This is a genomic window from Rathayibacter sp. SD072 (assembly GCF_017355185.1).
Taxonomy (GTDB): domain Bacteria; phylum Actinomycetota; class Actinomycetes; order Actinomycetales; family Microbacteriaceae; genus Rathayibacter.
Genome location: NZ_JADILJ010000008.1, coordinates 28,939 through 53,334 on the forward strand (window position 1 = coordinate 28,939; position 24,396 = coordinate 53,334).

Sequence of the window (24,396 nt, forward strand, 5' to 3'; positions counted from 1 at the left end):
TCAGCGGGCCTGCCCGAGCTCGTCGCGCCAGCCCTCCTCCTTCTGGAGGAATTCGTTGTCGGCGAAGTCCGCGAAGTCGCTCTCGTCGGTGACGCGGCGCACCTCGAGCTTGTTGCCGGGGACGAGCGGGCAGCGCAGCGCCCACTCCTTCGCCTCCTCCTTGGACGAGACCTGGATCATCCAGAAGCCGTTGAACAGCTCGTGGGTCTCGCCGTACGGGCCGTCGGTGACGGCGGGCGGCTCGGACGAGAAGTCGACGACGAAGCCCGTCGTGTCGACGTCGTCCGCGAGGCCCTCTCCGGCGAGCAGGACGCCAGCGGTCATCAGGGCCTCGTTGTACTGGCCCATCCGGGTGATGATCTCGTCGAACGGGATCGACTCGTAGGCCTTCTTGGCCTCGTCGGTCGCGCGCATGATGAGCATGTACTTCACGGTTCTCTCCTTCGTGTCCGGGGCGCCGGATGCGTCCTCCTACTGTGGCGTCGAACGGCGAGGACGGATATCGACATCTCCGGAGGAATTCCCGTCACGGGATCGCCGGAGTGCTCCGCAGGTGCTCGTAGACCACCGAGGTGCGCACGTCCGCGACCTCGCGCCGCTGGGTCAGCCGATCGATGACGAACGCGTACAGAGCCTCGTTGTCGGGCACGGCGACGTGGATCACGAAGTCGTCGGTGCCCGCGGTGACGAACAGGCCGATCGTCTCGGGCAGCGCCGACACCCAGTCGCGGAACGCCTCGATCGCGACGCGCGACGGCGGGCGGATGCGGACCGCGATCAGGGCCTGGACGGGACGGCCGATCGCTCCGAGATCGACGTCGAGCACCGCCCCGCGGATCACCCCGCGGGCCCGGAGCGCCCGCGTGCGATCCAGCGCCGTGGTGGGCGAGACCCCGACGGCGGCCGCGACGTCGCGGTTCGACTTCCGTGCATCCGACTGCAGTTCGCGGAGGATCGCCGCATCGAGTTCGTCCATGGGGGCGATTCTAGGGTCGCCTCCGTACTTCGTACGGTCATCGCGCAGCTGCTCCGCACATCCCCCTAGCATCGACCCCGCACACCGCTCAGGAGGAGACCACCATGCCCATCGGATTCGCGCCCGACGAGATCGACACCGCCGCATCCACCCGCTCCGCCCGACTGAAGTGGGTGATCGTCGTCGACGGGTCGCTGCCCGCGGGCCGCGCGGTCAACGCGGCCGTCTGCGCGGCGGCGGCCACGTCGTCCGGAGTCGCGGGCCTGCTCGGTCCGGATGCTCCCGACGCCGACGGCTCGGTGCACGTCGGACTGCCCTGGGCGGGCTGCTCGATCCTGGTCGCCGACGCGGCGGCGCTCGCCTCCCTCCGCACGAAGGCCGAGGCGCACCCCGACGTGTTCGTCGCGGACGTGCCGGTCGCCGCGCAGGCGACGCGGGTGTACGACGAGTTCCTCGCCTCGGTCGCGGGCAGCGGGTCGGACGTGGTCGAGTACCTGGCCGTGAGCCTGGTCGGCCCGCGGAACCGCGTCGACAAGATCGTGGGGCGGCTGCCGCTGATGCCGTAGGCGCGCCCGATCCGCGTCGAGTCGCAACCCGCGCCGGCAGCAGGACGTCGGCGCCGAGGGTGCACCCGGCGGCGGGCCCGCGGCAACCCCTGGGGGACGCCCCCTCAGCGCGCGCAGACTGGCCTGGACCCGCCGACCGGCGGGCGCTCTCCGATGGAAGGAACGACCATGGACCTCGGCGGACTCGGCGACAAGGCCAAGGACTTCGCGAACAGCGACAAGGGCGAGAAGATGACCGATCAGGGTCTGGACAAGGCGGGCGACGCCGCGGGCAAGGCCTCCGGCGGGAAGTTCGACGGCCAGATCGACGGTGCCGAGAAGGCCGCCGACCAGCGCATCGGCGACGAGTAGCGCCTCCGTCGACTCGACGCGAACGGGGCCCTGCGCACGGCGCGGGCCCCGTTCCGAGTCCACCCGGTCCTGACCGCTCGACCGAGTCGGCGCGGAACGGGGCCTGCAGTTCACGCAGACCCCGGAGGGGGTCGACTCGCGAGCGGTGGCCGTCTCAGGCCGCGCGCAGCGCCCGCAGCAGTGCCAGCACGACGACCGCCGAGCGGTCCGCCGCGTCGTCGACGTGCGCCTCGAACTGCCCCGGAGCGCAGAGGTCCGAGATCCCGCGCACCGACACGAACGGCACGCCGTGCACGTGCGCCGTCTGCGCGAGCGACACCGACTCCATGTCGGTCGCGAGCGCCGCGGGGAACGCGCCGCGCACCCGCTCGACGTGGTCGCCCGAGACGAAGACGTCCCCCGACACGATCAACCCGCGACGCACCGGGACGGCACCGTTCGGCACCTCCGCGACCAGCTCGGCCGCGAGGGCGGGGGCGTGCCCGGAGTAGCGCGCCGGCATGCCGGGGACCTGCCCCAGCTCGTAGCCGAAGGCCCGGGCGTCGGCGTCCGTCTGCACGTACTCGTCGCCGACGACCACATCGCCGACCCGCACCTCCGCGCCCAGCCCGCCGGCCGAGCCGGCGCTGATCACCAGCGGCGACGGATCCTGGAGGACCGCGGCCGTCAGTCCGCCCGCCGCGTTCACGAGGCCCACGCCCGTGCGCACGAGCAGCACGGTGCCGCCGTCGATCTCGAGGTCGTACTGCAGAGCGTTGCCGACGGTCCGCGGCTCGGAGGCGCGCTCGGCCTTCTCGAGGAACGGCTGCGCCTCCTCGTCCATCGCCACCAGGACGATCGCGTCGCTCACGCGGTCACCGTCTCCCACTCGGAGCGCTGCGCGAGGAACGCGCGCGCCGCCTCCTGAGCGCCCTCGAGCGAGTGGTTGGCCCCCCAGCCGCACTGCGTCTCGTTGGCGGCGGGGACCTCGTCGGCCTCGGTGATGTCGCGGAGGGTGTCCTCGACGAGCGAGAGCACCTCGGGCAGCTCGGGCTCGCCCGAGAGGATCAGGTAGAAGCCGGTCTGGCAGCCCATCGGCGAGAAGTCGACGACGCGGTCGGAGTGGTTGCGCGACTTCTCGGCGAACAGGTGCTCGAGGGAGTGCACGGTCGGCATCTCGAGGTGGGCGCGGTTGGGCTGGGTGAAGCGCACGTCGTACTTCACGAGGTGGTCGCCGCCCGGCAGCGTCTTGGCGTCGGCGAGGCGCACGTACGGCGCGGCGACGGTGCGGTGATCGAGGTTGAACGACTCGACGTTCATGCGCGGCTGATCCACGGGTTCTCCTTCGCTGGGGGTCCTCCCATTCTCCTCCGCCCGCACCGGGGGAACCCCGAACCGTCGAGACATCCCGCAACAGCCGGTTCCCTCGACGGTCCGGGGTTCCCTCACGGCGCACACCGCAACCCCTGTTGTCGCGGGCCCCGGCGGAGTGCGCTGGGGGCATGCGCGAAATGAAGTTCGTCAAGCTCGTCAGCCGCCTCGAGAACGCCGCCGCCCTCGACCCGCTCGTCGGGCGCGTGAAGAACGTCGTGAACGCGGTCGTCCGCCCTCAGCCGGTACGCGACGTTCTGCACGGCGTCCCGGTCGGGCACCCCGTGCATCCGCTGCTCGTCCTCGTCCCTACCGGCGCCTGGGTGTCGGCCGCGGTCCTCGACCTCCTGCCCGGCAACGACCGCGCCGCCCGCGCCCTGGTCGGGCTGGGAGTGGTCAGCGTCCTGCCGACCGCCGCGACGGGCTGGACGGACTGGTCGGAGCTGCACGAGCAGCAGACCCGCGTCGGACTCGTCCACGCCACCGCCAACATCGTCGCGACGGCCCTCTACGCGGCCTCCTTCGTCGAGCGCGGGCGCGGCCACCGCACGAGCGGGAAGGTCCTGGGCATGCTGGGCCTGGCCGTCGTCTCGGGCGGCGGGTACCTCGGCGGGCACCTCAGCTACCGGCAGGCGTCCGGAGCGAACCACACCGAGGACGTGCCGCACCGCTTCCCCGCCGGCTGGCAGGAGCTCGGCCCGCTGAGCGAGCTGCCCGAGAAGGAGCTCGTGAAGAAGGTCGTCGCCGGCACTCCGCTGCTCGCCTTCCGCCACGGCGGGAAGGTGAACGTGCTGTCGAACGTCTGCAGCCACCTCTCCGGCCCTCTCGACGAGGGCGAGCTGCAGGAGGCGAAGGACGGCGAGGCCTGCGTCTCGTGCCCCTGGCACGGCAGCTCCTTCTCCCTGGAGTCGGGCGAGGTGCTCCGCGGCCCCGCCACGTCGCCCCAGCCGAGGTTCGAGACCCGCGTCACCGACGGCGTCGTGGAAGTGCTGCTCCCGCACGCCGGCTGACGCCTGTACCGGGGCGGGTGGATCTCGATGCGCGGGCTACTCGATCACCGGAGAACCGCATGTCGAGCACCGTCGGCGCTGGTCGATCAGGCCGAAGGGGCGTATCGAGACCCCCCTCAGACCCCCGGAACGAACCGGTACCCCATCCCCGCCTCCGTCAGCAGGTACCGCGGATGCGACGGATCCGGCTCGAGCTTCTTCCTCAGCTGCGCGAGGTACAGCCGCAGGTAGCCCGTGTCGGTGACGTGCGCGGGCCCCCAGATCTCGTCCAGGAGCGAGCGTCGCGTCACCAGCTTCCCCGCGTTCCTCACCAGGATCTCGAGCACCTGCCACTCCGTCGGAGTGAGCCGCACCCCCGCGCCCGCCCGCGTCGCGCTCTTGGCGACAAGGTCGATCGTCACGTCGCCGATCACCACGAGCGGCTCGCCGTCGGCCGGCTGCACACGCCGCGACAGGGCCCGGATGCGCGCGAGCACCTCGTCCATCGAGAACGGCTTGGTCACGTAGTCGTCCGCTCCGGCGTCGAGCGCGTCGACCTTGTCGGCCGCCCCCGTCCGCCCCGACACCACGAGGATCGGCGCACTCGTCCAGCCGCGCAGCGCGTGGATCACCTCCACGCCGTCGAGCCGCGGCATGCCCAGATCGATCATGTAGAGGTCCGGATGCTCGTCCACCGCCCGGTTGACCGCCTCCGTGCCGTCGCCCGCGGTGACGACCTCGTAGCCGCGCGCCATGAGGGTGATGCGCAGCGCCCGCAGGATCTGCGGGTCGTCGTCGGCGATCAGGATCTTCACGCGTCCTCCTCAGGAGCGATGGGAGCAGGAGCGGCCGGAGCCAGCGGCAGCGTCACCACCATCGTCAGCCCGCCCCCCGGAGTGTCCTCGGTCTCGAGCGTGCCGCCCATCCCCTCCGTGAACCCCTTCGACAGCGCGAGCCCCAGCCCCAGCCCGGTCAGGTTGTCGTCGTCGCCCAGGCGCTGGAACGGCACGAAGATCTCCTCCCGGCGCTCCGGAGCCACACCAGGACCGTGGTCGACGATGCGGATCTGCCCCGAGCGGCCGAAGGCGCTGGTCGCGATGCGCACGCGGGTCCCGGGAGGCGCGTAGCGCGAGGCGTTCGCCAGCAGGTTCACGATCACGCGCTGCAGCAGCCCCGCGTCGGCGAGCAGCTCCGGCGCGTCGAAGTCCAGGTCGAGATCGACCTCGCCGGGTCCGAGCCCCAGCTCGTCCAGCGCCGGCAGCACCACGTCGGCCGCGTCCAGCGGAGCGAGCGCCACGGCGAGCGCCCCCGCCTCGAGACGCGTGACGTCGAGCAGATCGGTGACGAGGGCCGCCAGCACGGTCAGGCTCTCGTCGGCGGTGGCGAGCAGCTCCTGCCGGTCGCGGTCGCTCCACGCGATATCGGGCGAGCGCAGCCCGCTGACCGCGGCGGTCGCGGCGGCGAGCGGACGGCGCAGGTCGTGGCTGACCGCCGACAGCAGGGCGCTGCGCACCCGGTCGGTCTCGGCCAGCGGAGCGAGCTCGCTCGCCGTCTCGGTCAGGGCCGCGTTCTCGAGGACGGAGTCGAGCTGCGCCGCGATCACCTGCAGCAGCCTCCGCTCGCTCGCCTCGAGCTCGCGGCCGTGCAGCTCGAGCACGGCGCTGCGTCCGACCGGCACCGACACCGGCTCCTCCTGCGGCTCCCCGTCCACGGCCACGGTCGCTCCGTCGCGCACGAGCCGCACGCCCGTCAGCCCGAAGGCCTCGCGCGCGCGCTCGAGGATCGCCTGCACCGCTCCCTGGCCGCGGATGACCCCGCCGGCGATCGTCGCGAGCAGCTCCGACTCCGCCCCCGAGCGCTTCGCCGCCCGCGAGCGCCGTGCCGCCACGTCGACCACCGAGCTCACCAGCACCGCGTTGACCACGTAGAGGACCAGCGCGAGCGCGTGCAGCGGCTCGTCGACGGTGATCGTGTAGAGCGGATCGACGAAGAAGAAGTCGAGCGTCAATCCCGAGAGCACGGCCGCGAACAGCGCGGGCCAGATGCCGCCGACGAGCGCGACGAGCACCACGAGCAGCTGGTACGAGAGCACGTCGCTCGTGATCGACTCGTCGTTCCTCAGCATCGACAGGAGCCACGTGAGCAGCGGTCCGCCGACGAGGGCGAGGCCCGCCCCGGCCAGCCGGCGCCGCAGCGTCAGCGCGCCCGCGCGCCGGGGGAGCAGTGCGCTGCGCCCCGCGGCCGAGTGGCTGACGATGTGCACGTCGATGTTGCCGGACTCCCGGATGACCGTCGCGCCGATGCCCGGAGTGAGGGCCGCCGCGAGTCGGCTGCGGCGGCTGACTCCCAGCACCAGCTGGGTCGCGTTGACCGAGCGGGCGAACTCGACGAGCGCGCGCGGCACGTCCTCGCCGACGACCTGGTGGTAGCTGCCACCGAGCGACTCGACCAGCGCGCGCTGCGCCTCGAGCAGGTCCGGCCGAGGGGTGCGCAGTCCGTCCGGCGTCACCACGTGCACGGCCAGCAGGTCGCCCCCGGAGGAGCGCGCCGCGATCCGCGCCCCGCGCCGCAGCAGCGTCTCGCCCTCCGGCCCTCCGGTGAGCGTCACGACCACGCGCTCGCGCGCCTCCCAGGTGCTGTCGATGCCGTTCTCGACGCGGTAGTCGCGCAGCGCGCTGTCGACCTCGTCCGCGAGCCAGAGCAGGGCGAGCTCGCGCAGCGCGGTGAGGTTGCCGAGGCGGAAGTAGTTCGAGAGCGCCGCGTCGATGCGCTCCGGCGGGTAGACGCGGCCGTCGGCGAGCCGATCGCGCAGGGCCTGCGGCGCCAAGTCGACGACCTCGATCTGGTCGGCGGAGCGGAGCACCGCATCCGGGATCGTCTCTCGCTGCGGTGCCCCGGTGATCGCGTGGACCACGTCGTTGAGCGACTCGATGTGCTGGATGTTGACCGTCGAGAACACGGTGATGCCGGCCTCGAGCAGGGTGCGGACGTCCTCCCAGCGCTTGGTGTTCCGCGAACCGGGGGCGTTGGTGTGCGCGAGCTCGTCGACCAGCGCGATGTCCGGGCGGCGCTCGAGCACCGCCTCCAGATCCATCTCCTCGAGCGCGACTCCGCGGTGCTCGAGGCGGCGGCGCGGCACCACCTCGAGGCCCTCGAGCACGGCGGCGGTGGCCGAGCGGCCGTGCGTCTCGACCACGGCGACCACGACGTCGCGGCCCTCGTCGGCGAGCCGGCGGCCCTCCTCGAGCATCGTGTAGGTCTTGCCGACGCCGGGCGCCGCCCCGAGCAGCACGCGCAGGCGGCCCTTCGTCATGCTCCAGGCCTCACCTTCGGCTCGCCGGACCGGCCCCGGCTCGCGGGAACCAGCGGGCCGGTCGCGAGTCTACGAGCCGTGGCGCGGCGCGTCACAGCCGGGCCAGCGCGAGGTTCAGCTCGAGCACGTTCACGGTGGGCTCGCCCAGGTAGCCGAGCGCACGCGGCTGCACCGAGCTCTCGACGAGCTCGCGGACGTCGTCGACGGCGAGTCCGCGCGCCTGGGCGACCCGCGGTGCCTGCAGCAGGGCGTACTCGGGGCTGATGTCGGGGTCGAGGCCCGAGGCGGAGGCGGTCAGCGCGGAGGCGGGCACCTCGGCCGGGTCGACACCCTCGACCGCGGCGATCGAGGCGCGGCGCTCCTGGATCGCGGCGACCAGGTCGGCGTTCTCGGGGCCGAGGTTGCTGCCGCTGGAGGCGCCCGCGTCGTAGCCGTCGCCGGCGGCGGACGGCCGCGACTGGAACCACTCCGGCAGCGGAGCGCCGTCGGCGTCCATGAACGACTGGCCGATCAGCGACGAGCCGACGACCCGCCCGTCGGCGGACACGAGCGAGCCGTTCGCCTGAGCGGGCAGGGCGAGCTGACCGACGCCGAGGACGACCAGGGGGTACCCGAGCCCGAGGACCGCGGTCATCACGATCATCGCGCGCAGGGCGACGGAGTAGGGGCGGAGTGTCATGGTCTCTCTTCTTCCGGAAGCAGTGGGTGGGCCCCGCGAGATGCCACTCCAGTGAGCGACACCCCGGTGAGGGCGGACGCGAGTGGCATCTCGCGGGAAGGAACGGGTGTCAGAACCCGGGGATCGTCGCGACCACGAGGTCGATGAGCTTGATCCCGACGAACGGGGCGACGACGCCGCCGAGCCCGTAGACGAGCAGGTTGCGGCCGAGCACCTTCGAGGCCGACAGCGGCCGGTAGGCGACACCCCGCAGCGCCAGAGGGATGAGGGCCACGATCACGAGGGCGTTGAACACGATCGCCGAGAGGATCGCCGAGGCGGGCGAGTGCAGCTGCATCACGTTGAGCACCGCGAGACCCGGGAACACCCCCGCGAACATCGCCGGGATGATCGCGAAGTACTTCGCCACGTCGTTCGCGATGGAGAACGTGGTGAGCGCCCCGCGCGTGATCAGCAGCTGCTTGCCGATCCGCACGATGTCGATGAGCTTGGTCGGGTCGGAGTCGAGGTCGACCATGTTGCCGGCCTCCTTCGCCGCCGAGGTGCCCGTGTTCATCGCCACGCCCACGTCGGCCTGCGCGAGCGCGGGCGCGTCGTTCGTGCCGTCGCCGGTCATCGCGACGAGGCTCCCGCCCTCCTGCTCGCGCCTGATCAGGGCGAGCTTGTCCTCGGGAGTCGCCTCGGCGAGGAAATCGTCGACCCCCGCCTCGGCCGCGATCGCCCGCGCGGTCAGCGGGTTGTCGCCCGTGATCATCACGGTGCGGATGCCCATCTCGCGCAGCTCCGCGAAACGCTCCGCGAGACCGTCCTTGACGACGTCCTTGAGGTGCACGACGCCCAGCACCCGGGCGCCCGAGGCGTCCTTCACGGCGACGACGAGCGGAGTGCCTCCGCTGCCCGAGACCGCGTCGACCGTCTGCGCGAGCTGCTCGGCCAGGGGCGCGGCGAGCGGCCCCTCCTGCTCCACCCAGGCGCGGACCGCCGAGGCGGCGCCCTTGCGGATCGCGGTCCCGTCGAGCAGGTCGAGCCCGCTCATCCGGGTCTGCGCCGTGAACGGCACGACGACCGCGCGCTCGGGCTCGAGGACGACACGACCGGAGGCGATCGCCAGGTCCACGATCGACCGGCCCTCCGGAGTCGGATCGCTGAGCGAGGACGACGCCGCGGCGTCCGCGAGCGCGGCCTGCGCCACTCCCGCCACCGGGAGGAACTCGGTGGCCCGACGGTTGCCGTACGTGATGGTGCCGGTCTTGTCGAGCAGCAGCGTCGTCACGTCGCCCGCCGCCTCGACCGCGCGGCCCGACATCGCGAGCACGTTGCGCTGCACGAGGCGGTCCATCCCGGCGATGCCGATCGCCGAGAGCAGCGCTCCGATGGTGGTCGGGATGAGGCAGACGAGCAGCGCCACGAGCACGGGAACACTGACCGGCGCCGCCGCGTACGACGCGATCGGATTCAGGGTCAGCACGACGATCAGGAACACGATCGACAGGCTCGCCAGCAGGATGTCGAGCGCGATCTCGTTCGGCGTCTTCTGCCGGGAGGCGCCTTCGACGAGTCCGATCATGCGGTCGACGAAGGTCTCGCCAGGCTTCGAGGTGATGCGCACGACGATGCGGTCCGAGAGCACCCGGGTACCGCCGGTGACCGCGCTGCGGTCCCCACCGCTCTCGCGGACGACCGTAGCCGACTCTCCCGTGATCGCGGATTCGTCCAGGGAGGCGATGCCCCAGACGATGTCGCCGTCGCCGGGCACGAGGTCGCCGGCCTCCGCCACGACCACGTCGCCGAGCTGCAGCGACGAGGACGGCACCTCGCGCAGCTCCGCCGACGCCGCCGACGGATCGGCCGGGTCGTAGTCCAGGACGCGGCGAGCCGGAGTGCTGGTGCGCGTCCTCCGCAGGCTCTCGGCCTGCGCCTTGCCGCGGCCCTCGGTCACCGACTCCGCGAGGTTCGCGAAGACCACGGTGAGCCAGAGCCACAGGGCGATGCCCGCGGTGAAGGTGACGGGCACGGCCGAGCCGCCGGACGGCTCCGGCCCGCCGAGGAACGGCTCGGCGATCGCGAGCAGGGTGAGCAGCACCGCGCCGACCTCGACGAGGAGCATCACCGGGTTGTGCCGCATCAGGCGCGGATCGAGCTTGCGGACGGCACCGGGGAGTGCCGCGGCGAGCTGGCGCGGGCCGAACGCGGCACGCGCCGATCGGGGAGCCGGGGCCGGCTCGACAGGCGGTGCGGTGAGAGTGGACGACATGATCAGAGCCCTTCCGCCAGGGGTCCCAGCGCGAGTACGGGGAAGTAGGTGAGAGCGGTGACGACGACCGTCACGCCTACGAGGAGGCCGACGAACTGCGGCCGTGCGGTCGGCAGGGTGCCCGCACTCGCGGGCACCGCCTTCTGCGCGGCGAGCGATCCGGCGAGCGCGAGGACCAGCACCATCGGCAGGAACCGGCCGAGCAGCATCGCGACTCCGAGCGCCGTGTTCAGCCACGGGGTGTTCGCGGTGAGCCCCGCGAACGCCGAGCCGTTGTTGTTCGCGGCCGACGTGAACGCGTAGAGCACCTCCGACAGCCCGTGCAGTCCGGGGTTCCAGATCGACGTGCTCTCGACGTCCTCGCGCACTCCGGGGATCGCGAAGCTCAGCGCCGTTCCGGCGAGCACGAGGGTCGGAGTGACGAGGATGTACAGGCTCGCGAGGGTGATCTCGCGCGGACCGAGCTTCTTGCCGAGGTACTCGGGCGTGCGGCCGACGAGCAGCCCGCCGACGAACACGGCGAGGATCGCGAGCACGAGCATCCCGTAGAGCCCCGAGCCGACCCCGCCCGGCGCGACCTCTCCGAGCATCATGTTCAGCATCGGCATCATGCCGCCCAGCGGAGTCGCGGAGTCGTGCATCGCGTTCACCGCACCGGTCGAGGTGAGCGTGCTCGCGCTGCCGAACAGCGTCGAGCCGACGATGCCGAAGCGCGTCTCCTTGCCCTCCATCGCGGCTCCTGCGGCCTGCGCCGCGGATCCGCCGCCGGCCAGCTCGAGCGCGGTGAAGGCGCCGAGCGACACGGTGAAGACCACGGCCATCGCGGCGAGGATCGCGCGCCCCTGCCGCACGTCGCCGACCATGCGGCCGAAGGTGCGGGGCAGGCTGAACGGGATCGCCAGCATGAGCACGATCTGCAGGAGATTCGTCCAGGCGGAGGGGTTCTCGAACGGATGCGCGGAGTTGGCGTTGAAGTACCCGCCGCCGTTCGTCCCCAGCATCTTGATCGCCTCCTGCGACGCGACCATCCCGCCCGGGATGCTCTGCGCTCCGCCGGTGAGCGTCTCGACCTCGAGGGGCGACGAGAGGTTCTGCACCACTCCGCCCGCGACGAGGACGATCGCGCCGACGACCGACAGCGGCAGCAGCAGGCGCAGGACGCCGCGGGTCAGGTCGACCCAGAAGTTGCCGAGCGTGCCGGAGGAGCGCCGCGCGAAGCCGCGGATCAGCGCCACCGCGACGGCCAGGCCCACCGCGGCCGAGACGAAGTTCTGCACCGCGAGCCCGCCGAGCTGCACGGCGTAGCCGAGGGTGAGCTCGGGGGAGTACGACTGCCAGTTCGTGTTGGTGACGAACGAGACCGCCGTGTTGAACGCGAGCCCCTCGGGCACGGCGGGCAGACCGAGCGAGCCGGGCAGCACGGCCTGCAGCCGCTGCATCCCGTACAGGAGGAGGATCCCGACCAGCGAGAACGCGAGCACGGCGCGCAGGTACGCGCGCCAGCTCTGCTCGGACGAGGAGTCGACTCCGATCACCCGGTAGAGGCCGCGCTCGAGGGCGAGGTCGCGGCTCGACGTGTAGAGGCGGGCCATGCCGTCGCCCAGCGGGCGGTGCAGCAGGGCCAGGGCGAGGCCGACGGTCGCGACCTGGAGGACGGCGAGGAGTGTGTCCATCAGAAGCGCTCCGGTCGGACGAGGGCGACGAGCAGGAGCACCACGGCGCCGATCGCGAGGACCACGGCGAGGACATCGAAGACGATCACCGGGACTCCTCCGGCACGCGGGCCGCACGGGGGTCGGCGGAGCGGACAGGAGGGCCGATCTTCTCGACCCCCTTCGCCGCGAGGCCGATGACGAGGAACAGGGCGAGCACGCCGAGGAGGTAGGCGAGGTCGAGCACGGAGGACTCCATCCGGAGGCGGACGGCGCTCGATCGAGCGCACGAGTCCCGATGCAACACCCGCCCGAGGCCCCCGGATCCGCTCCTCACGGTTTCCCTACGGCCCGCCGCCGAATGCTCACGGTTCCCCTACGGCAACGACCGTGAGAGCGGTCTCCCCCTGCAGCAGCGGGGGTGCTGCCGCGAAGGTCACGGTTTCGCATCGGTCCCCTGCGCGCTTTACAGAGGACACACTGCGCAATATGTTGTCTCCGTGGACAAAGCCCCTCGGGGCTCCCCGCCCCTCCCGGGCGACGACACGACGGCGTGCATCCATCCGTGCACGCTCTCGCGCCGTCCTTCTCACTCGGACACTGCTTTCAGAGAGGAATGCACTCCATGAAGTTCTCGCGTGGACTCACGACGCTGGCCACCGCCGGCATCATCTCCCTCGGCCTCGCCGCCTGCTCGGCCAGCCCCGCCAACTCCGGCGGCGCCGCGAGCGGCGAGAGCGCCGAAGGCGACTGCACCGTCGGCATCTCGATGCCCACCCGCAGCCTCGAGCGCTGGATCAACGACGGCGAGGGGCTCCAGTCCCAGCTCGAGGACGAGGGCTGCACCGTCGACCTCCAGTACGCCGACAACAAGACCGACCAGCAGATCTCGCAGATCCAGAACCAGATCGCCGGCGGCTCCAAGATCCTCGTGATCGCGGCCATCGACGGAGAGGCGCTCGCGCCGGTCCTGTCCGAGGCGAAGAAGCAGAACGCGACCGTCATCGCGTACGACCGCCTCATCAACGGCACCGCCGACGTCGACTACTACGCGACGTTCGACAACTACAAGGTCGGCCAGCTCCAGGGCCAGTACATCGAGGAGACCCTCGACCTCGCGAACGCCGCGGGTCCCTTCACCCTCGAGCCCTTCGCCGGCAGCCCCGACGACAACAACGCCAAGTTCTTCTTCTCGGGTGCGTGGGACGTCCTGCAGCCCTACGTCGAGAGCGGCAAGCTCGTCGTCCCCTCGGGCAAGTCGCCCGCCTCGAACGACGACTGGGCCTCCATCGGCATCCAGGGCTGGGCCTCCGACAAGGCGCAGTCCGAGATGGACAACCGCCTCTCCTCCTTCTACACGGGAGACCAGAAGGTCGACGTCGTGCTCTCGCCCAACGACAGCCTCGCGATCGGCATCGAGGCCTCGCTGAAGTCGGCCGGCTACGCGCCGGGCGCCGACTACCCGGTGATCACCGGTCAGGACGCCGACAAGGCCAACGTCAAGGCGATCCTCGCCGACGAGCAGTCGATGACCGTGTGGAAGGACACCCGCACCCTGGGCGACCGCGTCTTCCAGATGGTGCAGTCGATCGTCGCGGGCGAGGAGCCCGAGGTGAACGACACCGAGACGTACGACAACGGCGAGAAGGTCGTCCCCTCCTACCTCCTCGAGCCGCAGGTCGTCGTGAAGGACGACGTGCAGTCGACCCTCGTCGACTCCGGCTTCCTGAAGGCCGGTGACGTCGGGCTCTGATCCCGAGGCGGGGGCGGGGGAGCGACGTCCTCCCCGCTCCCGCCCACCCCGCCCTCACCCACCACGACCACGAAGCGAGGCCCCGTTGGCCAGTCCCATCCTCATCATGCGCGACATCGTCAAGGAGTTCGGCGGCGGCGTCCGCGCCCTCGACGGCGTCTCGCTCTCGGTGCAGCCCGGCGAGGTGCACGCGATCTGCGGCGAGAACGGCGCCGGCAAGTCGACGCTGATGAAAGTCCTCTCCGGCGTCTACCCCACCGGCAGCTTCGAGGGCACGATCGAGTTCGAGGGCCGGGCGGCGCAGTACCGCTCGATCAACGACAGCGAGGCCGACGGCATCGTGATCATCCACCAGGAGCTCGCCCTCAGCCCCTACCTCTCCATCGCCGAGAACATCTTCCTCGGCAACGAGAAGTCCAAGCGCGGAGTCATCGACTGGAACGCGACCAACGCCGAGGCGGCGGCGCTGCTCGCGCGCGTCGGCCTCGCCGAGAACCCCGCCACCAAGATCCTCGAGCTCGGAGTCGGCAAGCAGCAGCTCGTCGAGATCGCCAAGGCCCTCGCCAAGCGCGTGAAGCTCCTCATCCTCGACGAGCCCACGGCGGCCCTGAACGAGGGCGACAGCGACCACCTGCTCGGGCTGATCGACCAGCTGCGCCGCCAGGGCATCACCTGCATCATCATCAGCCACAAGCTGAAGGAGATCCGAGCGATCGCGGACACCGTCACGATCATCCGCGACGGCCGCACGATCGAGAGCTTCGCGATGACGGCGGAGCAGGCGAGCGAGAGCCGCATCATCCGCGCGATGGTCGGCCGCGACCTCAACAGCATGTTCCCGCCGCGCGATCCGCAGATCGGCGAGGAGAAGCTCCGCGTCGAGAACTGGACCGTGCACCACCCCGTCGACGTCGACCGCGTGGTCGTCGAGAACGCCTCCTTCACCGTGCGCGCCGGCGAGATCGTCGGATTCGCGGGGCTGATGGGCGCCGGCCGCACCGAGCTAGCGATGAGCATCTTCGGCCGCAGCTACGGCACCGGCATCTCGGGCCGCGTCTTCAAGGACGGGAAGGAGATCCAGACCCGCACCGTCGACGAGGCGATCCGCAACGGCCTCGCCTACGCGACCGAGGACCGCAAGCGCTACGGCCTGAACCTCATCGGCGACATCACCGTCAACGTCTCGGCCGCCGCGCTCTCGCGCCTGGCCCGTCTCGGAGTGATCGACAAGCACCGCGAGTACAAGGTCGCGGATTCGTACCGCTCGAAGATGAACATCAAGGCCCCGAGCGTCTCGGCCGTCACCGGCAAGCTCTCGGGCGGCAACCAGCAGAAGGTCGTCCTCTCGAAGTGGATCTTCTCGGGTCCCGACGTGCTGATCCTCGACGAGCCCACCCGCGGCATCGACGTGGGTGCCAAGTACGAGATCTACGGCATCATCAACGAGCTCGCGGCCCAGGGCAAGGCCGTCGTCGTGATCTCGTCCGAGCTGCCCGAGCTGATCGGGCTCTCCGACCGCATCTACACCATCTCCGAAGGCCGCATCTCGGGCGAGGTCGCCCGCGCCGATGCGACCCAGGAGCACCTCATGCACTTCATGACCGCAGGGAAGGACCAGGCCCGATGAGCGCCACGACCACCACAGCGCCGAGCGGCACGCCCGCGAACACGCCGTCCACGCCGCCGCGGCGCGGGCTCCGGATGAACGTCAACCTGCGGCAGTACGGCATCCTCGCCGCGCTCGGCGTCATCATCCTGCTCTTCCAGCTCCTGACCGGCGGGCGCCTGCTGCTGCCCGGCAACGTCAACAACCTGATCCAGCAGAACGCCTACGTGCTGATCCTCGCGATCGGCATGGTGATGGTGATCATCGCCGGCCACATCGACCTCTCCGTCGGCTCGGTCGTGGCGATGGTCGGAGCGATCTCGGCGATCGCGATGAACAACTGGGGCCTGCCCTGGGGAGTCGCCGTCGTGGTGGCGCTGCTCACCGGAGCGCTGGTCGGTGCCTGGCAGGGATTCTGGGTGGCCTTCGTGGGCATACCCGCATTCATCGTGACCCTCGCGGGCATGCTGATCTTCCGCGGATTCACGCTGGTGCTGCTCACCGGCGGCACGATCAACGGCCTCCCGACCGCCTTCACCGCCATCGGGGCCGGCTGGCTCCCGGGCGTGCTCGGCGGCATCCTCGGCCGCGATGCGCTCACCCTGCTGCTCGGAGTGGTCGTCTCGGCGGTCCTCGTCGTGCAGCAGCTGCGCACCCGCGCGACGCTCCGCCGCCTCGAGCTCCCGCGCGAGCCGGTCGCGTCCTTCTGGATCAAGGCCGGCATCGCGGTCGTCGCGATCATGGCCCTCGCCTGGCTGCTCGCGGGCTACAGCGGCACCCCGATCATCCTGATCGTGCTCGCCGTGCTGATCCTCGCCTACAGCTTCGTCCTGGGCCGCACCGTGTTCGGCCGCCACATCTACGCGATGGGCGGCAACCTCTTCGCCGCGATGATGTCCGGCGTGAAGACGAAGTGGGTCAACTTCTTCATCTTCGTGAACATGGGCGTGCTGGCCGGAGTCGCGGGCGTCGTGAGCACGGCCCGCGCGGGCGGCGCCGTCGCCTCCGCCGGTCAGAACTACGAGCTCGACGCGATCGCGGCCGTCTTCATCGGAGGCGCGGCGGTGCAGGGCGGAGTCGGCACCGTGGTCGGCGCGGTCATCGGCGGACTCGTGATGGGCGTGCTCAACATGGGACTGTCGATCCTGTCGGTCGACGCCGCCTGGCAGATGGCCATCAAGGGCTTCGTGCTGCTCCTCGCCGTCGCGTTCGACATCTTCAACAAGCGGCGGGCGGGCGGCCGCTAGCCGCTCCCGGACCGCCTCGGGCGGGGCCCTCTACTATGACGGGGCCCGCCCGAGTCGTCCGACCGCGCCGCGGGCCGCACCGACGAGAGACGGATCAGCATGGCAGGAGCAGTCGGCGCGTCGAGCAACGCTCTGCTCCGCCGCCACAACCTCGCCGCGATCGCGACGCTCGTCCACCGCTCAGGGCCCCTCAGCCGCGCCGAGCTCGGTCAGCGGACCGGCCTCAACCGATCCGCCGTCGCGAACCTGGTCGGCGAGCTGACCGGCCTGGGCTGGGTGGAGGAGGAGACGACCGCCCCCACCGGACGCATCGGCCGCCCGAGCGCCACCGTCGTCCCCGGCCGGGCCTTCGCCGTCGTCGGAGTGCACCTCGACACCGACGCGATCGTCGTCGGCCTCGTCGGGATGAACGGCGACCTCCTGCGCCGCGTGCGCTTCGACACTCCCACTCCGGCCACCCCCGACACCGTCGCGCGCGTCGTCTCGGGCATCGTCGACGGCTTCCGCTCCGAGAAGGAGGGGCACCGCATCCTGGTCGGCGCGGGAGTCGCGGTACCCGGCCTGGTGCACGCCGACTCCGGATTCGTGCAGATCGCGCCCCACCTGGGCTGGAGGGACGTCGATCTCGCGAAGCGCCTGGGCCGCGCACTCGCTCTGCCCGTCTCGGTCGGCAACGACGCGAGCCTGGGCGCGATCGGCGAGTCGCTCTTCGGAGCCGCACGCGGCGTCGCCGACGTCGTCTACGTCACCGGGGGCGCGAGCGGCATCGGCGGCGGAGTGATCATCGACGGCCTCCCGCTGCGCGGCTCCTCCGGTTTCGCGGCCGAGCTCGGCCACACCCTCGTCGCGGCCGGGGGGACCCGCTGCGGCTGCGGCCGCCACGGCTGCCTCGAGGCCGAGGTGCGGATGCGCTCCCTCCTCGACGTCCTCGGCGCGCGGGTCCTCGACCAGGACGAGCTCGACATCGCGCTGGGCACCTCCCGCGACCCCGCCGTCCTCGCCGAGGTCGCCCGCCAGGTCGACCTGCTGGCCGAGGGCCTGTCCACCTTCGTCAACCTCTTCAACCCCACCTCCGTCGTCCTCGGCGGCTTCCTCGGCTCCCTCCTCACCGTCGACCGCGAGCGCCTCGCCGCCCGAGTGTCGGCGCGCGCCCTCAGCGACCTGGCCCGCGGGGTCCGGATCGAGCGCGCGGCGCTCCGATCGCGCCTGGAGCTCGTGGGCGCGGCGGAGCTGCCCTGGCGGCGGGCACTCGCGGATCCCGCCGCCGTCGGCGCCGGATCCCCCGAGTCGGATGCGGTCGACGCGACCGCTTCCGTCGACGCCCGCTGGTGAGCGCCGCCCGGCGCCCGGGACCGGTGAGCGCCGCTCGCCGCAGAAGAAGGGGAACGCCGTGGCCGACGTCGACGAGATGATCATCGAGGAGTTCCGCGCGAACGGCGGAACGGTGACGACCGCCGGCTTCGGCCGCTCGCTCGCGCTCCTGCACCACGTCGGCGCGCGCTCCGGAGAGGAGCGCGTCGCCCCCCTCATGGCGCTGCACCCCTCCGCCGACGTCCGGTTTCTGGCCGCCTCCGCCGCGGGCGCGCCGAAGCACCCCGCCTGGTTCCACGACCTCGTCGCCGAGCCCGACACCGCGATCGAGACCCCCGACGACGGAACGGTCCCCGTCCGCGCCCGCGTCCTCGAGGGCGCCGAGCGCGACGCGGGCTGGACGCTCGTCACCGACGCCTCCGAGGGCTTCGCCGGCTACGAGCGCACGACGACCCGCGTCATCCCCGTCGTGGAGCTCACCCGCCGCTGACCCCCGCCGCGAGATGCCTCTCCGGTGCGCGACGCGCCGGAGAAGGCGCACCGGAGTGGCATCTCGTCCGGAGGAGACGAGGTCGCGATCAGCGGAAGGGCACCGGCACGATGTCCGGCGTGCTCCAGCGCAGCGCGATCCGCTCGCGGAACCCGTCGCGCCGCAGCTCCGTCTCGAGCGCGTCGATCACGAGCGGGGCCAGCCCGCGGTGCTCGACCATCACGTCGATCGCGAGCACTCCCGCGTCGGTGACGAGCGTCGATCCCACTCCCGGGATCAGGGCGAGGAACCGCTGCGCATCGACCTGCACGTGCCGGTGGTCGCGCAGCCGGCGCAGCAGCACGGGCAGAGCGAGGGCATCGAGCGGAGTCACATCGGCACGCAGCGGGATCACCCGCGAAGCGTCGCGCCCGCCGACGTCCACCGGGTGAACGCCGGCCCCTCCCCCGGTGTCCCTCCGGCGTCCCCTCACCCCTGCTCCGCTCCACGAGTCACCGGCTCAGCACAGGACGCGCCGCACTGAGCGGCCCGCGGCGGCGCACCACGGCAGGATGACCGCCATGACCCGTTTCACCGACGGCTTCGACGAGGGCCGCCTCGACCCCGAGCGCTGGATCGACCACTACCTCCCCCAGTGGACCGAGCCCGAGCGCTCCCGTGCCCGCTGGTCCCTCGACGACGACGGGCTGCTGCTCCGCATCGACGCCGATCAGCCGCCGTGGCACGAGGACGACGGAGCGATGCGCGTCTCGAACCTGCAGACCGCGGCGTTCGCGGGTCCGCTCGGCAGCACCCGCGGCACCCACCGCCACCGCCCCGACCTGCGCGTGCGCACCGAGGTGCCGACCCGCCGCCTCTGGACCCCCACCGGCGGACACGTCGAGGCGCTCCTCTCGGCGAGCCCCGACCCCTCGTGCATGCTCGCGATCTGGCTGGTCGGCACCGAGGAGGCAGGCCCCGACGACTCCGGCGAGATCACCGTCGCCGAGCTCCTCGGCTCCCTCCGCGGCGAGCGCCGCTCGATCGTCCGCACCGGAGTGAAAGCCGTGAACGACCCGCGCCTGCGCGCCGACGTCGTCGACGTCGAGCTCCCGATCGACACTGCCGAGCCGCACCTCTACTCCGCCGACTGGTCCGAGGACGGAGTGGCCCTCTCGGTCGACGGCACCGTCGTGCACCGCGTCGCCCAGTCGCTCCCCTACCCCCTGCAGCTCATGATCGACCTCTTCGAGTTCCCGGAGGAGGGCACGCGCGACCCCGCCGCCTACCCCCGCACCGCCCGGGTCCACCGCGTCCGCGGCGACTCCTGACCGGCAGGAGTCGGCGAACGACGAAGCCCCCGACCGGACATCCGATCGGGGGCTTCATCTTCTGCTGGTGCGCGAGGGGGGAGTTGAACCCCCACGCCCTTTCGGGCACACGGACCTGAACCGTGCGCGTCTGCCTATTCCGCCACTCGCGCTCACCACGATGCCTGAGCACCGACGAGAAAGACTACCACCCTCCGAGCCCGCCCGTGAACTCGACCTCGTCGACCCGCCTCGCGCCCCCTGATCCGTCGGAGAACGCTCCCCACCGGCGCAGACGACGACCGTCCCCGACGGATCAGCGGCAGCGGTCATCCGTTCGCGACGGATCGAGGCGTCGATCGGAGGCGCGCGCCTCGGCCGGGCGACCCCCGCACCCTCCGACAACCCCGCGAAAACGCCCCGAGGCGCCCGTATCCAGAGCATCCCAGTAACATGCCCGTAGCCGTGCGCGGCGCAGACGACATCGGAAGCCACGTGAGCGCGCAGACAGCTCGATCCGTGCGCGACCGCCGAGAAGGCGACGAAACGGGAGATCGGAAGACTGTGGGCATACTGGACAACTTCGAGAAGGGACTCGAGCGCGTCGTCAACGGCGCGTTCGCGAGGACCTTCAAATCGGGGCTGCAGCCGGTCGAGCTCGCGTCCGCTCTCCGCAGGGAGCTCGACACCACGGCCGCCGTCGTCACCCGCGACCGCATCCTCGTGCCGAACAGCCTGACCCTGCGCATGTCCGCCGCAGATCTCGCCCGCATGGAGCGGATGGGGGCCACGCTGATCGACGAGCTCACGACCGTCGCCACCGAGCACGCGAAGAAGCAGGGCTTCCGCTTCCCCGGTCCCATCGACGTCCGCCTCGCCGAGGACGCCTCGCTCAGCGACGGCATGGTCGAGGTCGATTCCCGCAGCGTCAAGGGCACCGTCGCCTACACGCCGGTCCTCGACATCGCCGGCCGTCGCCACCCGATCACCAAGTCCCGCACCGTCATCGGCCGGGGAGCGGACGCCGACATCACCGTCGACGACTCCGGCACCTCCCGCAAGCACGTCGAGATCCTCTGGGACGGCTCCCGCGCCCAGGTGCACGACCTCGGATCGACGAACGGCTCCAAGCTCGACGGCAAGCCCGTGACGCAGGCCGTCCTCTCCCCCGAGCAGACCATCACGATCGGGCGCACGTCGATCGTGTTCCGCATCGTTCAGGGCGCCGCACCCGCGCGCGCCGACCGCTCGCCGTCCGGTCGCTCCGGACGCGCCTCCGACGGATTCTGGGACGACCGGCTATGAGCGAGCTCACCCTCTTCCTCCTGCGCATCGCGTTCCTCGCGCTGCTGTGGTTCTTCGTGTTCGGCATCGTCTACGCGCTGCGCTCCGACCTGTTCGGGCAGCGGGTGCGCAAGCTCCCGACCGCCGCGCAGGCGGGCACCGACGACGCTCCGTTCGTCACCGCGGCCCAGCCGGTCGTGGCGGCCTCGGCTCCCCCGCAGCAGCCGGCGCCCGTGCAGCAGCAGGCGCCCTCGGCCCGCCGCTCCCGCGAGGCCGCGGCCGAGCGCACCGATTCCGGAGGCGTCGCCACGGTCCACACGGCGCAGCGCCTCGTCATCACCTCGGGCCCCAAGCGCGGCACCGAGCTCGAGTTGAACGGCGAGCCGCTCACCATCGGCCGCTCCTCCGAGTCGGCCCTCGTGATCCGCGACGACTACACCTCCACGCACCACGCGCGCCTCCTGATCTGGAACGACGAGTGGATGATCCAGGATCTCGACTCCACCAACGGCACGTTCCTCGACGGCCGCCGCGTGGGCGCGCCGACCAAGGTGCCGCTGAACACCCCCGTCAAGGTCGGCACGACCACCTTCGAACTGCGACGGTCGTAGGCGACCTGTGACCCCCACTCCTGACAGCGCCGTCGGCGCGGCGCGCGAGAGCGCCGCCGTGTCGCACGTCGGCCGCATCCGCTCCAACAACCAGGACTCCGGCTACGCGGGCCGGCAGCTCTTCGTCGTCGCCGACGGCATGGGCGGGCACGCGGGAGGCGACGTCGCCTCCTCCATCGCGATCAAGCGCATCGCCCAGGCCGACCGCACCTACGCGTCGACCTACGAGGCCGAGGACGAGCTCAAGCGCACCCTCCTCGCCGCGAACACCCTCCTCGCCGAGGCCGTGATCGACCGTCCCGAGCTCACCGGCATGGGCACCACGGTCAGCGCGATCGTGCGCGTCGGCGCCTCCGTCGCGATCGCCCACATCGGCGACTCCCGCATCTACGTGCTGCGCGACGGCAAGCTCGAGCAGGTCACCACCGACCACACCTTCGTGCAGCGCCTCGTCGACTCCGGTCGCATCACCGAGGAGGAGGCGATGACGCACCCGCGCCGCTCCGTCCTCATGCGGGTGCTCGGCGACGTCCACACGAACCCCGAGATCGACACGCTCACGCTCGAGACCGAGCCCGGCGACCGCTGGCTGATCTGCTCCGACGGCCTCTCGGGAGTGGTGCCGCACGACGAGATCCTCAAGGAGCTGTCGCGCAGCGAGACCGCCCAGCAGGTCGCCGACCGCCTGATCCGCGACAGCCTCTCCCACGGAGCTCCCGACAACGTGACCGTCGTGATCCTCGACGTCCCCGGCGAGAACGACACCGCGCAGGCGCTCGCGCCGACCCCGGAGCCGGTCGTCGTCGGGTCGGCCGCGGCACCGACGCCGATCAGCACGGACGACTCGCAGAACCGCCTCCGCATCCCCGGCCTGCGCCTGCACACGCGCGCCCCGGCCGCGCAGGGTCCGACCCACTTCGAGCCGGAATCCGAGGACTACCTCGACGAGCTGATCGAGGAGGACCGCCGACGCCACCTGCGCCGCCGGATCACCTGGCTCGTCGGCCTCTCGCTCGTCCTGATCGCCGGCTTCCTCGGCGTCCTGCTCGCCTACGACTGGACGCAGTCGCGCTTCTACGTCGGCACCGACGGCGACACCGTGATCATCTACCAGGGCATCCAGCAGTCCGTGGGCCCGCTCTCGCTCTCCAGCGTGAAGGAGGACACGGGCATCCCCCTCGACTCCCTCCGCGAGTACGACGTGGAGCAGCTGGAGCAGACCATCAGCGCCGAGTCCTACGCCGGAGCGGTCGACATCGTCGAGCGCCTGACCGACGCGAACGGAGCACCGTGACCGCGCCCCCCGCCCCCGCGGCCGTCGAGCGCCGACGCCCCCGCCTCCACAAGCAGAAGATGCGCAACCTCGAGCTCCTGCTCCTGATCGGCGCCTGCCTGATCGACGCCTCCGCGATCCTGCTGGTCCAGCTCGGCGCCCTCGGCGCCGTCGACACCACGCTCGTCTCGCTCGGCGCCGGCCTCTCGGCGCTCGTGCTGGTGGTGCACGTGGTGCTGCGCTTCGCGGCTCCGGAGGCGGACCCGTTCCTCCTCCCCATCGCGACGGTCCTCAACGGCCTCGGCGTCGCCGAGATCTACCGGATCGACATCGCCGACGGCGCCACCGGCTGGGAGTCGGTCGCGGTGCGCCAGATCATCTGGAGCGGCCTCGCGATCGTCGCGGCCGTCGTGGTGCTCGTCGTCATCCGCAACCACCGCATCCTCTTCCGGTACACCTACGTGGCCGGCTTCGCCGCGATCGTGCTGCTCCTGCTGCCTCTGCTGCCGTTCATCGGCCGCGAGGTCAGCGGCGCGCGCGTCTGGATCGGCATCGGCGACTTCTTCAGCTTCCAGCCCGGTGAGATCGCGAAGATCGCGCTCGCGGTCTTCTTCGCGGGCTACCTGGTGCGCAACCGCGACTCCCTCTCGATGGTCGGCAGGACGTTCCTCCGGATGCGGTTCCCGCGTCTGCGCGATCTCGGCCCGATCCTCGTGGTCTGGGCCGTCTCGATGTCGGTCATCGTCTTCCAGCGCGATCTCGGTACCGCGCTGCTCTACTTCGGCCTGTTCCTCGTGATGCTCTACGTCGCCACGGGCCGCACCAGCTGGGTGATCATCGGCGTCGGCCTCTTCCTCGGCGGCGCGATCCTCGCGAGCCAGACGCTGGGCTACGTCGGCAACCGCTTCGCGAACTGGCTCGACCCCTTCAACCCCGACCGCTACGGCGCCGACCCGGGCGGCAGCTTCCAGCTCGTGCAGGGCCTGTTCGGACTCGCGCACGGCGGCCTGCTGGGCACCGGACTCGGTCAGGGCATGCCCGACATCACGCCGGTCCCCCAGTCGGACTACATCATCGCGAGCCTCGGCGAGGAGCTCGGCCTCGCCGGTCTCTTCGCGATCTTCGGCCTCTACCTGCTGCTCGTCTCGCGCGGCTTCCGCATCGGCTTCGCCGGGCAGGACGACTTCGGCCGCCTGCTGGGCGTCGGCCTCTCGTTCGTCATCGCCCTGCAGTGCTTCATCGTGATCGGAGGCGTCACCCGGGTGATCCCGCTGACCGGCCTCACGACGCCGTTCCTCGCCGCGGGAGGCTCCTCCCTCGTCGCCAACTGGATGATCGTCGCGGTCCTCCTCCGCCTCTCGGACACAGTCCGCAGCCAGCCCCGTCTGGTGGTGTGATCCGT

25 protein-coding genes and 1 tRNA gene are annotated in these 24,396 nt (G+C 71.5%); 13 read left to right on the plus strand and 13 right to left on the minus strand.

Annotated elements, in window-relative coordinates; translation table 11 throughout:
- Entirely contained in the window at positions 1-432 is a 432-nt protein-coding gene (locus IOC53_RS05020; protein ID WP_207403275.1) for a YciI family protein, read from the minus strand.
- A gap of 94 nt (positions 433-526) precedes the next feature.
- Positions 527-976, minus strand: coding sequence for an Lrp/AsnC family transcriptional regulator (locus tag IOC53_RS05025; protein ID WP_207403276.1), 450 nt, complete (start codon positions 974-976; stop codon positions 527-529).
- 104 nt (positions 977-1,080) lie between these two features.
- Here IOC53_RS05025 and IOC53_RS05030 point away from each other — a divergent pair, with 104 nt between their 5' ends.
- Positions 1,081-1,542, plus strand: coding sequence for a DUF2000 domain-containing protein (locus IOC53_RS05030; protein WP_207403277.1), 462 nt, complete (start codon positions 1,081-1,083; stop codon positions 1,540-1,542).
- A 168-nt stretch (positions 1,543-1,710) separates the two neighbouring features.
- Positions 1,711-1,893 (plus strand): antitoxin, encoded by a 183-nt coding sequence (locus IOC53_RS05035; protein WP_207403278.1) that lies wholly within the window; start codon positions 1,711-1,713, stop codon positions 1,891-1,893.
- A 154-nt stretch (positions 1,894-2,047) separates the two neighbouring features.
- On the opposite strand, the gene mtnN is transcribed toward IOC53_RS05035, so the two are convergent.
- The gene (gene mtnN / locus IOC53_RS05040) at positions 2,048-2,743 is read right to left on the minus strand and encodes a 5'-methylthioadenosine/S-adenosylhomocysteine nucleosidase (protein ID WP_307786071.1); all 696 of its coding nucleotides are present in this window, start codon (positions 2,741-2,743) and stop codon (positions 2,048-2,050) included.
- Complete coding sequence (locus tag IOC53_RS05045) at positions 2,740-3,192, minus strand: S-ribosylhomocysteine lyase (protein WP_207403344.1); 453 nt, start codon at positions 3,190-3,192, stop codon at positions 2,740-2,742. The genes mtnN and IOC53_RS05045 overlap by 4 nt, the downstream gene beginning before the upstream one ends.
- A 182-nt stretch (positions 3,193-3,374) precedes the next feature.
- Here IOC53_RS05045 and IOC53_RS05050 point away from each other — a divergent pair, with 182 nt between their 5' ends.
- A complete protein-coding gene (locus IOC53_RS05050; RefSeq protein WP_207403279.1) occupies positions 3,375-4,253 on the plus strand; it encodes a Rieske 2Fe-2S domain-containing protein in 879 nt (292 codons plus the stop codon).
- A 116-nt stretch (positions 4,254-4,369) separates the two neighbouring features.
- Here the strand turns inward: IOC53_RS05050 and IOC53_RS05055 are convergent, their stop codons facing one another.
- From IOC53_RS05055 to IOC53_RS05085, 7 genes are all read right to left on the minus strand, one after another.
- Positions 4,370-5,047: a response regulator gene (locus IOC53_RS05055; protein WP_207403280.1), complete on the minus strand. Its 678-nt coding sequence runs from the start codon at positions 5,045-5,047 to the stop codon at positions 4,370-4,372.
- The gene (locus IOC53_RS05060; RefSeq protein ID WP_207403281.1) at positions 5,044-7,545 is read right to left on the minus strand and encodes a DUF4118 domain-containing protein; all 2,502 of its coding nucleotides are present in this window, start codon (positions 7,543-7,545) and stop codon (positions 5,044-5,046) included. The genes IOC53_RS05055 and IOC53_RS05060 overlap by 4 nt, the downstream gene beginning before the upstream one ends.
- Before the next feature lie 91 nt (positions 7,546-7,636).
- A complete protein-coding gene (kdpC, locus tag IOC53_RS05065; protein WP_207403282.1) occupies positions 7,637-8,224 on the minus strand; it encodes a potassium-transporting ATPase subunit KdpC in 588 nt (195 codons plus the stop codon).
- Positions 8,225-8,333: 109 nt separating this feature from the next.
- Positions 8,334-10,478: a potassium-transporting ATPase subunit KdpB gene (kdpB, locus tag IOC53_RS05070; RefSeq protein ID WP_207403283.1), complete on the minus strand. Its 2,145-nt coding sequence runs from the start codon at positions 10,476-10,478 to the stop codon at positions 8,334-8,336.
- 2 nt (positions 10,479-10,480) lie between these two features.
- A complete protein-coding gene (gene kdpA / locus IOC53_RS05075; protein WP_207403284.1) occupies positions 10,481-12,151 on the minus strand; it encodes a potassium-transporting ATPase subunit KdpA in 1,671 nt (556 codons plus the stop codon).
- Positions 12,151-12,240: a potassium-transporting ATPase subunit F gene (locus IOC53_RS05080; RefSeq protein ID WP_207403285.1), complete on the minus strand. Its 90-nt coding sequence runs from the start codon at positions 12,238-12,240 to the stop codon at positions 12,151-12,153. The genes kdpA and IOC53_RS05080 overlap by 1 nt, the downstream gene beginning before the upstream one ends.
- Positions 12,237-12,377, minus strand: a complete 141-nt coding sequence (locus tag IOC53_RS05085) for a hypothetical protein (protein WP_207403352.1) — start codon at positions 12,375-12,377, stop codon at positions 12,237-12,239. Before IOC53_RS05085 ends, IOC53_RS05080 begins: the two co-directional genes overlap by 4 nt.
- 378 nt (positions 12,378-12,755) lie before the next feature.
- Between IOC53_RS05085 and chvE the strand changes: the two genes are divergently transcribed.
- The 5 genes from chvE to IOC53_RS05110 all read left to right on the plus strand — a co-directional run bounded on the left by chvE (position 12,756) and on the right by IOC53_RS05110 (position 18,537).
- Positions 12,756-13,883 (plus strand): multiple monosaccharide ABC transporter substrate-binding protein, encoded by a 1,128-nt coding sequence (chvE, locus tag IOC53_RS05090; RefSeq protein ID WP_372490677.1) that lies wholly within the window; start codon positions 12,756-12,758, stop codon positions 13,881-13,883.
- Between the two features lie 106 nt (positions 13,884-13,989).
- Positions 13,990-15,510 (plus strand): multiple monosaccharide ABC transporter ATP-binding protein, encoded by a 1,521-nt coding sequence (gene mmsA, locus IOC53_RS05095; RefSeq protein ID WP_278250019.1) that lies wholly within the window; start codon positions 13,990-13,992, stop codon positions 15,508-15,510.
- A complete protein-coding gene (gene mmsB / locus IOC53_RS05100) occupies positions 15,507-16,736 on the plus strand; it encodes a multiple monosaccharide ABC transporter permease (protein WP_056868820.1) in 1,230 nt (409 codons plus the stop codon). The genes mmsA and mmsB overlap by 4 nt, the downstream gene beginning before the upstream one ends.
- Before the next feature lie 99 nt (positions 16,737-16,835).
- Complete coding sequence (locus IOC53_RS05105) at positions 16,836-18,068, plus strand: ROK family transcriptional regulator (RefSeq protein WP_207403288.1); 1,233 nt, start codon at positions 16,836-16,838, stop codon at positions 18,066-18,068.
- 58 nt (positions 18,069-18,126) lie between these two features.
- Positions 18,127-18,537, plus strand: a complete 411-nt coding sequence (locus IOC53_RS05110) for a nitroreductase/quinone reductase family protein (RefSeq protein WP_207403289.1) — start codon at positions 18,127-18,129, stop codon at positions 18,535-18,537.
- An 88-nt stretch (positions 18,538-18,625) separates the two neighbouring features.
- Here the strand turns inward: IOC53_RS05110 and IOC53_RS05115 are convergent, their stop codons facing one another.
- Positions 18,626-18,931: a hypothetical protein gene (locus tag IOC53_RS05115; protein ID WP_207403290.1), complete on the minus strand. Its 306-nt coding sequence runs from the start codon at positions 18,929-18,931 to the stop codon at positions 18,626-18,628.
- Between the two features lie 166 nt (positions 18,932-19,097).
- Here IOC53_RS05115 and IOC53_RS05120 point away from each other — a divergent pair, with 166 nt between their 5' ends.
- Positions 19,098-19,847: a glycoside hydrolase family 16 protein gene (locus IOC53_RS05120; protein ID WP_207403291.1), complete on the plus strand. Its 750-nt coding sequence runs from the start codon at positions 19,098-19,100 to the stop codon at positions 19,845-19,847.
- A 65-nt stretch (positions 19,848-19,912) separates the two neighbouring features.
- Here IOC53_RS05120 and IOC53_RS05125 read toward each other — a convergent pair.
- Positions 19,913-19,999 (minus strand) — tRNA-Leu (locus IOC53_RS05125).
- A gap of 391 nt (positions 20,000-20,390) precedes the next feature.
- Between IOC53_RS05125 and IOC53_RS05130 the strand changes: the two genes are divergently transcribed.
- From IOC53_RS05130 to IOC53_RS05145, 4 genes are read left to right on the plus strand one after another with little or no spacing between them, the layout of a single operon-like run.
- Positions 20,391-21,131: a DUF3662 and FHA domain-containing protein gene (locus IOC53_RS05130; protein ID WP_207403292.1), complete on the plus strand. Its 741-nt coding sequence runs from the start codon at positions 20,391-20,393 to the stop codon at positions 21,129-21,131.
- Positions 21,128-21,721, plus strand: coding sequence for an FHA domain-containing protein (locus IOC53_RS05135; RefSeq protein ID WP_207403293.1), 594 nt, complete (start codon positions 21,128-21,130; stop codon positions 21,719-21,721). Before IOC53_RS05130 ends, IOC53_RS05135 begins: the two co-directional genes overlap by 4 nt.
- Before the next feature lie 7 nt (positions 21,722-21,728).
- Positions 21,729-23,015 carry a Stp1/IreP family PP2C-type Ser/Thr phosphatase gene (locus IOC53_RS05140; protein ID WP_207403294.1) on the plus strand — a complete coding sequence of 429 codons (1,287 nt, stop codon included), beginning with the start codon at positions 21,729-21,731 and terminating at the stop codon, positions 23,013-23,015.
- Positions 23,016-23,074: 59 nt separating this feature from the next.
- Entirely contained in the window at positions 23,075-24,391 is a 1,317-nt protein-coding gene (locus tag IOC53_RS05145) for an FtsW/RodA/SpoVE family cell cycle protein (protein WP_207403346.1), read from the plus strand.
- Positions 24,392-24,396 lie beyond the last annotated feature (5 nt).

Coding starts and splice junctions, on each gene's coding strand:
- IOC53_RS05145 (WP_207403346.1), top strand. CDS start 23,075: ATGCGCAACCTCGAGCTCCTGCTCCTGATCGGCGCCTGCCTGATCGAC.
- IOC53_RS05030 (WP_207403277.1), top strand. CDS start 1,081: ATGCCCATCGGATTCGCGCCCGACGAGATCGACACCGCCGCATCCACC.
- kdpC (WP_207403282.1), bottom strand. CDS start 8,224: ATGACACTCCGCCCCTACTCCGTCGCCCTGCGCGCGATGATCGTGATG.
- IOC53_RS05105 (WP_207403288.1), top strand. CDS start 16,836: ATGGCAGGAGCAGTCGGCGCGTCGAGCAACGCTCTGCTCCGCCGCCAC.
- mmsA (WP_278250019.1), top strand. CDS start 13,990: ATGCGCGACATCGTCAAGGAGTTCGGCGGCGGCGTCCGCGCCCTCGAC.
- IOC53_RS05060 (WP_207403281.1), bottom strand. CDS start 7,545: ATGACGAAGGGCCGCCTGCGCGTGCTGCTCGGGGCGGCGCCCGGCGTC.
- IOC53_RS05135 (WP_207403293.1), top strand. CDS start 21,128: ATGAGCGAGCTCACCCTCTTCCTCCTGCGCATCGCGTTCCTCGCGCTG.
- IOC53_RS05120 (WP_207403291.1), top strand. CDS start 19,098: ATGACCCGTTTCACCGACGGCTTCGACGAGGGCCGCCTCGACCCCGAG.
- IOC53_RS05035 (WP_207403278.1), top strand. CDS start 1,711: ATGGACCTCGGCGGACTCGGCGACAAGGCCAAGGACTTCGCGAACAGC.
- kdpB (WP_207403283.1), bottom strand. CDS start 10,478: ATGTCGTCCACTCTCACCGCACCGCCTGTCGAGCCGGCCCCGGCTCCC.
- chvE (WP_372490677.1), top strand. CDS start 12,756: ATGAAGTTCTCGCGTGGACTCACGACGCTGGCCACCGCCGGCATCATC.
- IOC53_RS05050 (WP_207403279.1), top strand. CDS start 3,375: ATGCGCGAAATGAAGTTCGTCAAGCTCGTCAGCCGCCTCGAGAACGCC.
- kdpA (WP_207403284.1), bottom strand. CDS start 12,151: ATGGACACACTCCTCGCCGTCCTCCAGGTCGCGACCGTCGGCCTCGCC.
- IOC53_RS05025 (WP_207403276.1), bottom strand. CDS start 976: ATGGACGAACTCGATGCGGCGATCCTCCGCGAACTGCAGTCGGATGCA.
- IOC53_RS05045 (WP_207403344.1), bottom strand. CDS start 3,192: ATGAACGTCGAGTCGTTCAACCTCGATCACCGCACCGTCGCCGCGCCG.
- mmsB (WP_056868820.1), top strand. CDS start 15,507: ATGAGCGCCACGACCACCACAGCGCCGAGCGGCACGCCCGCGAACACG.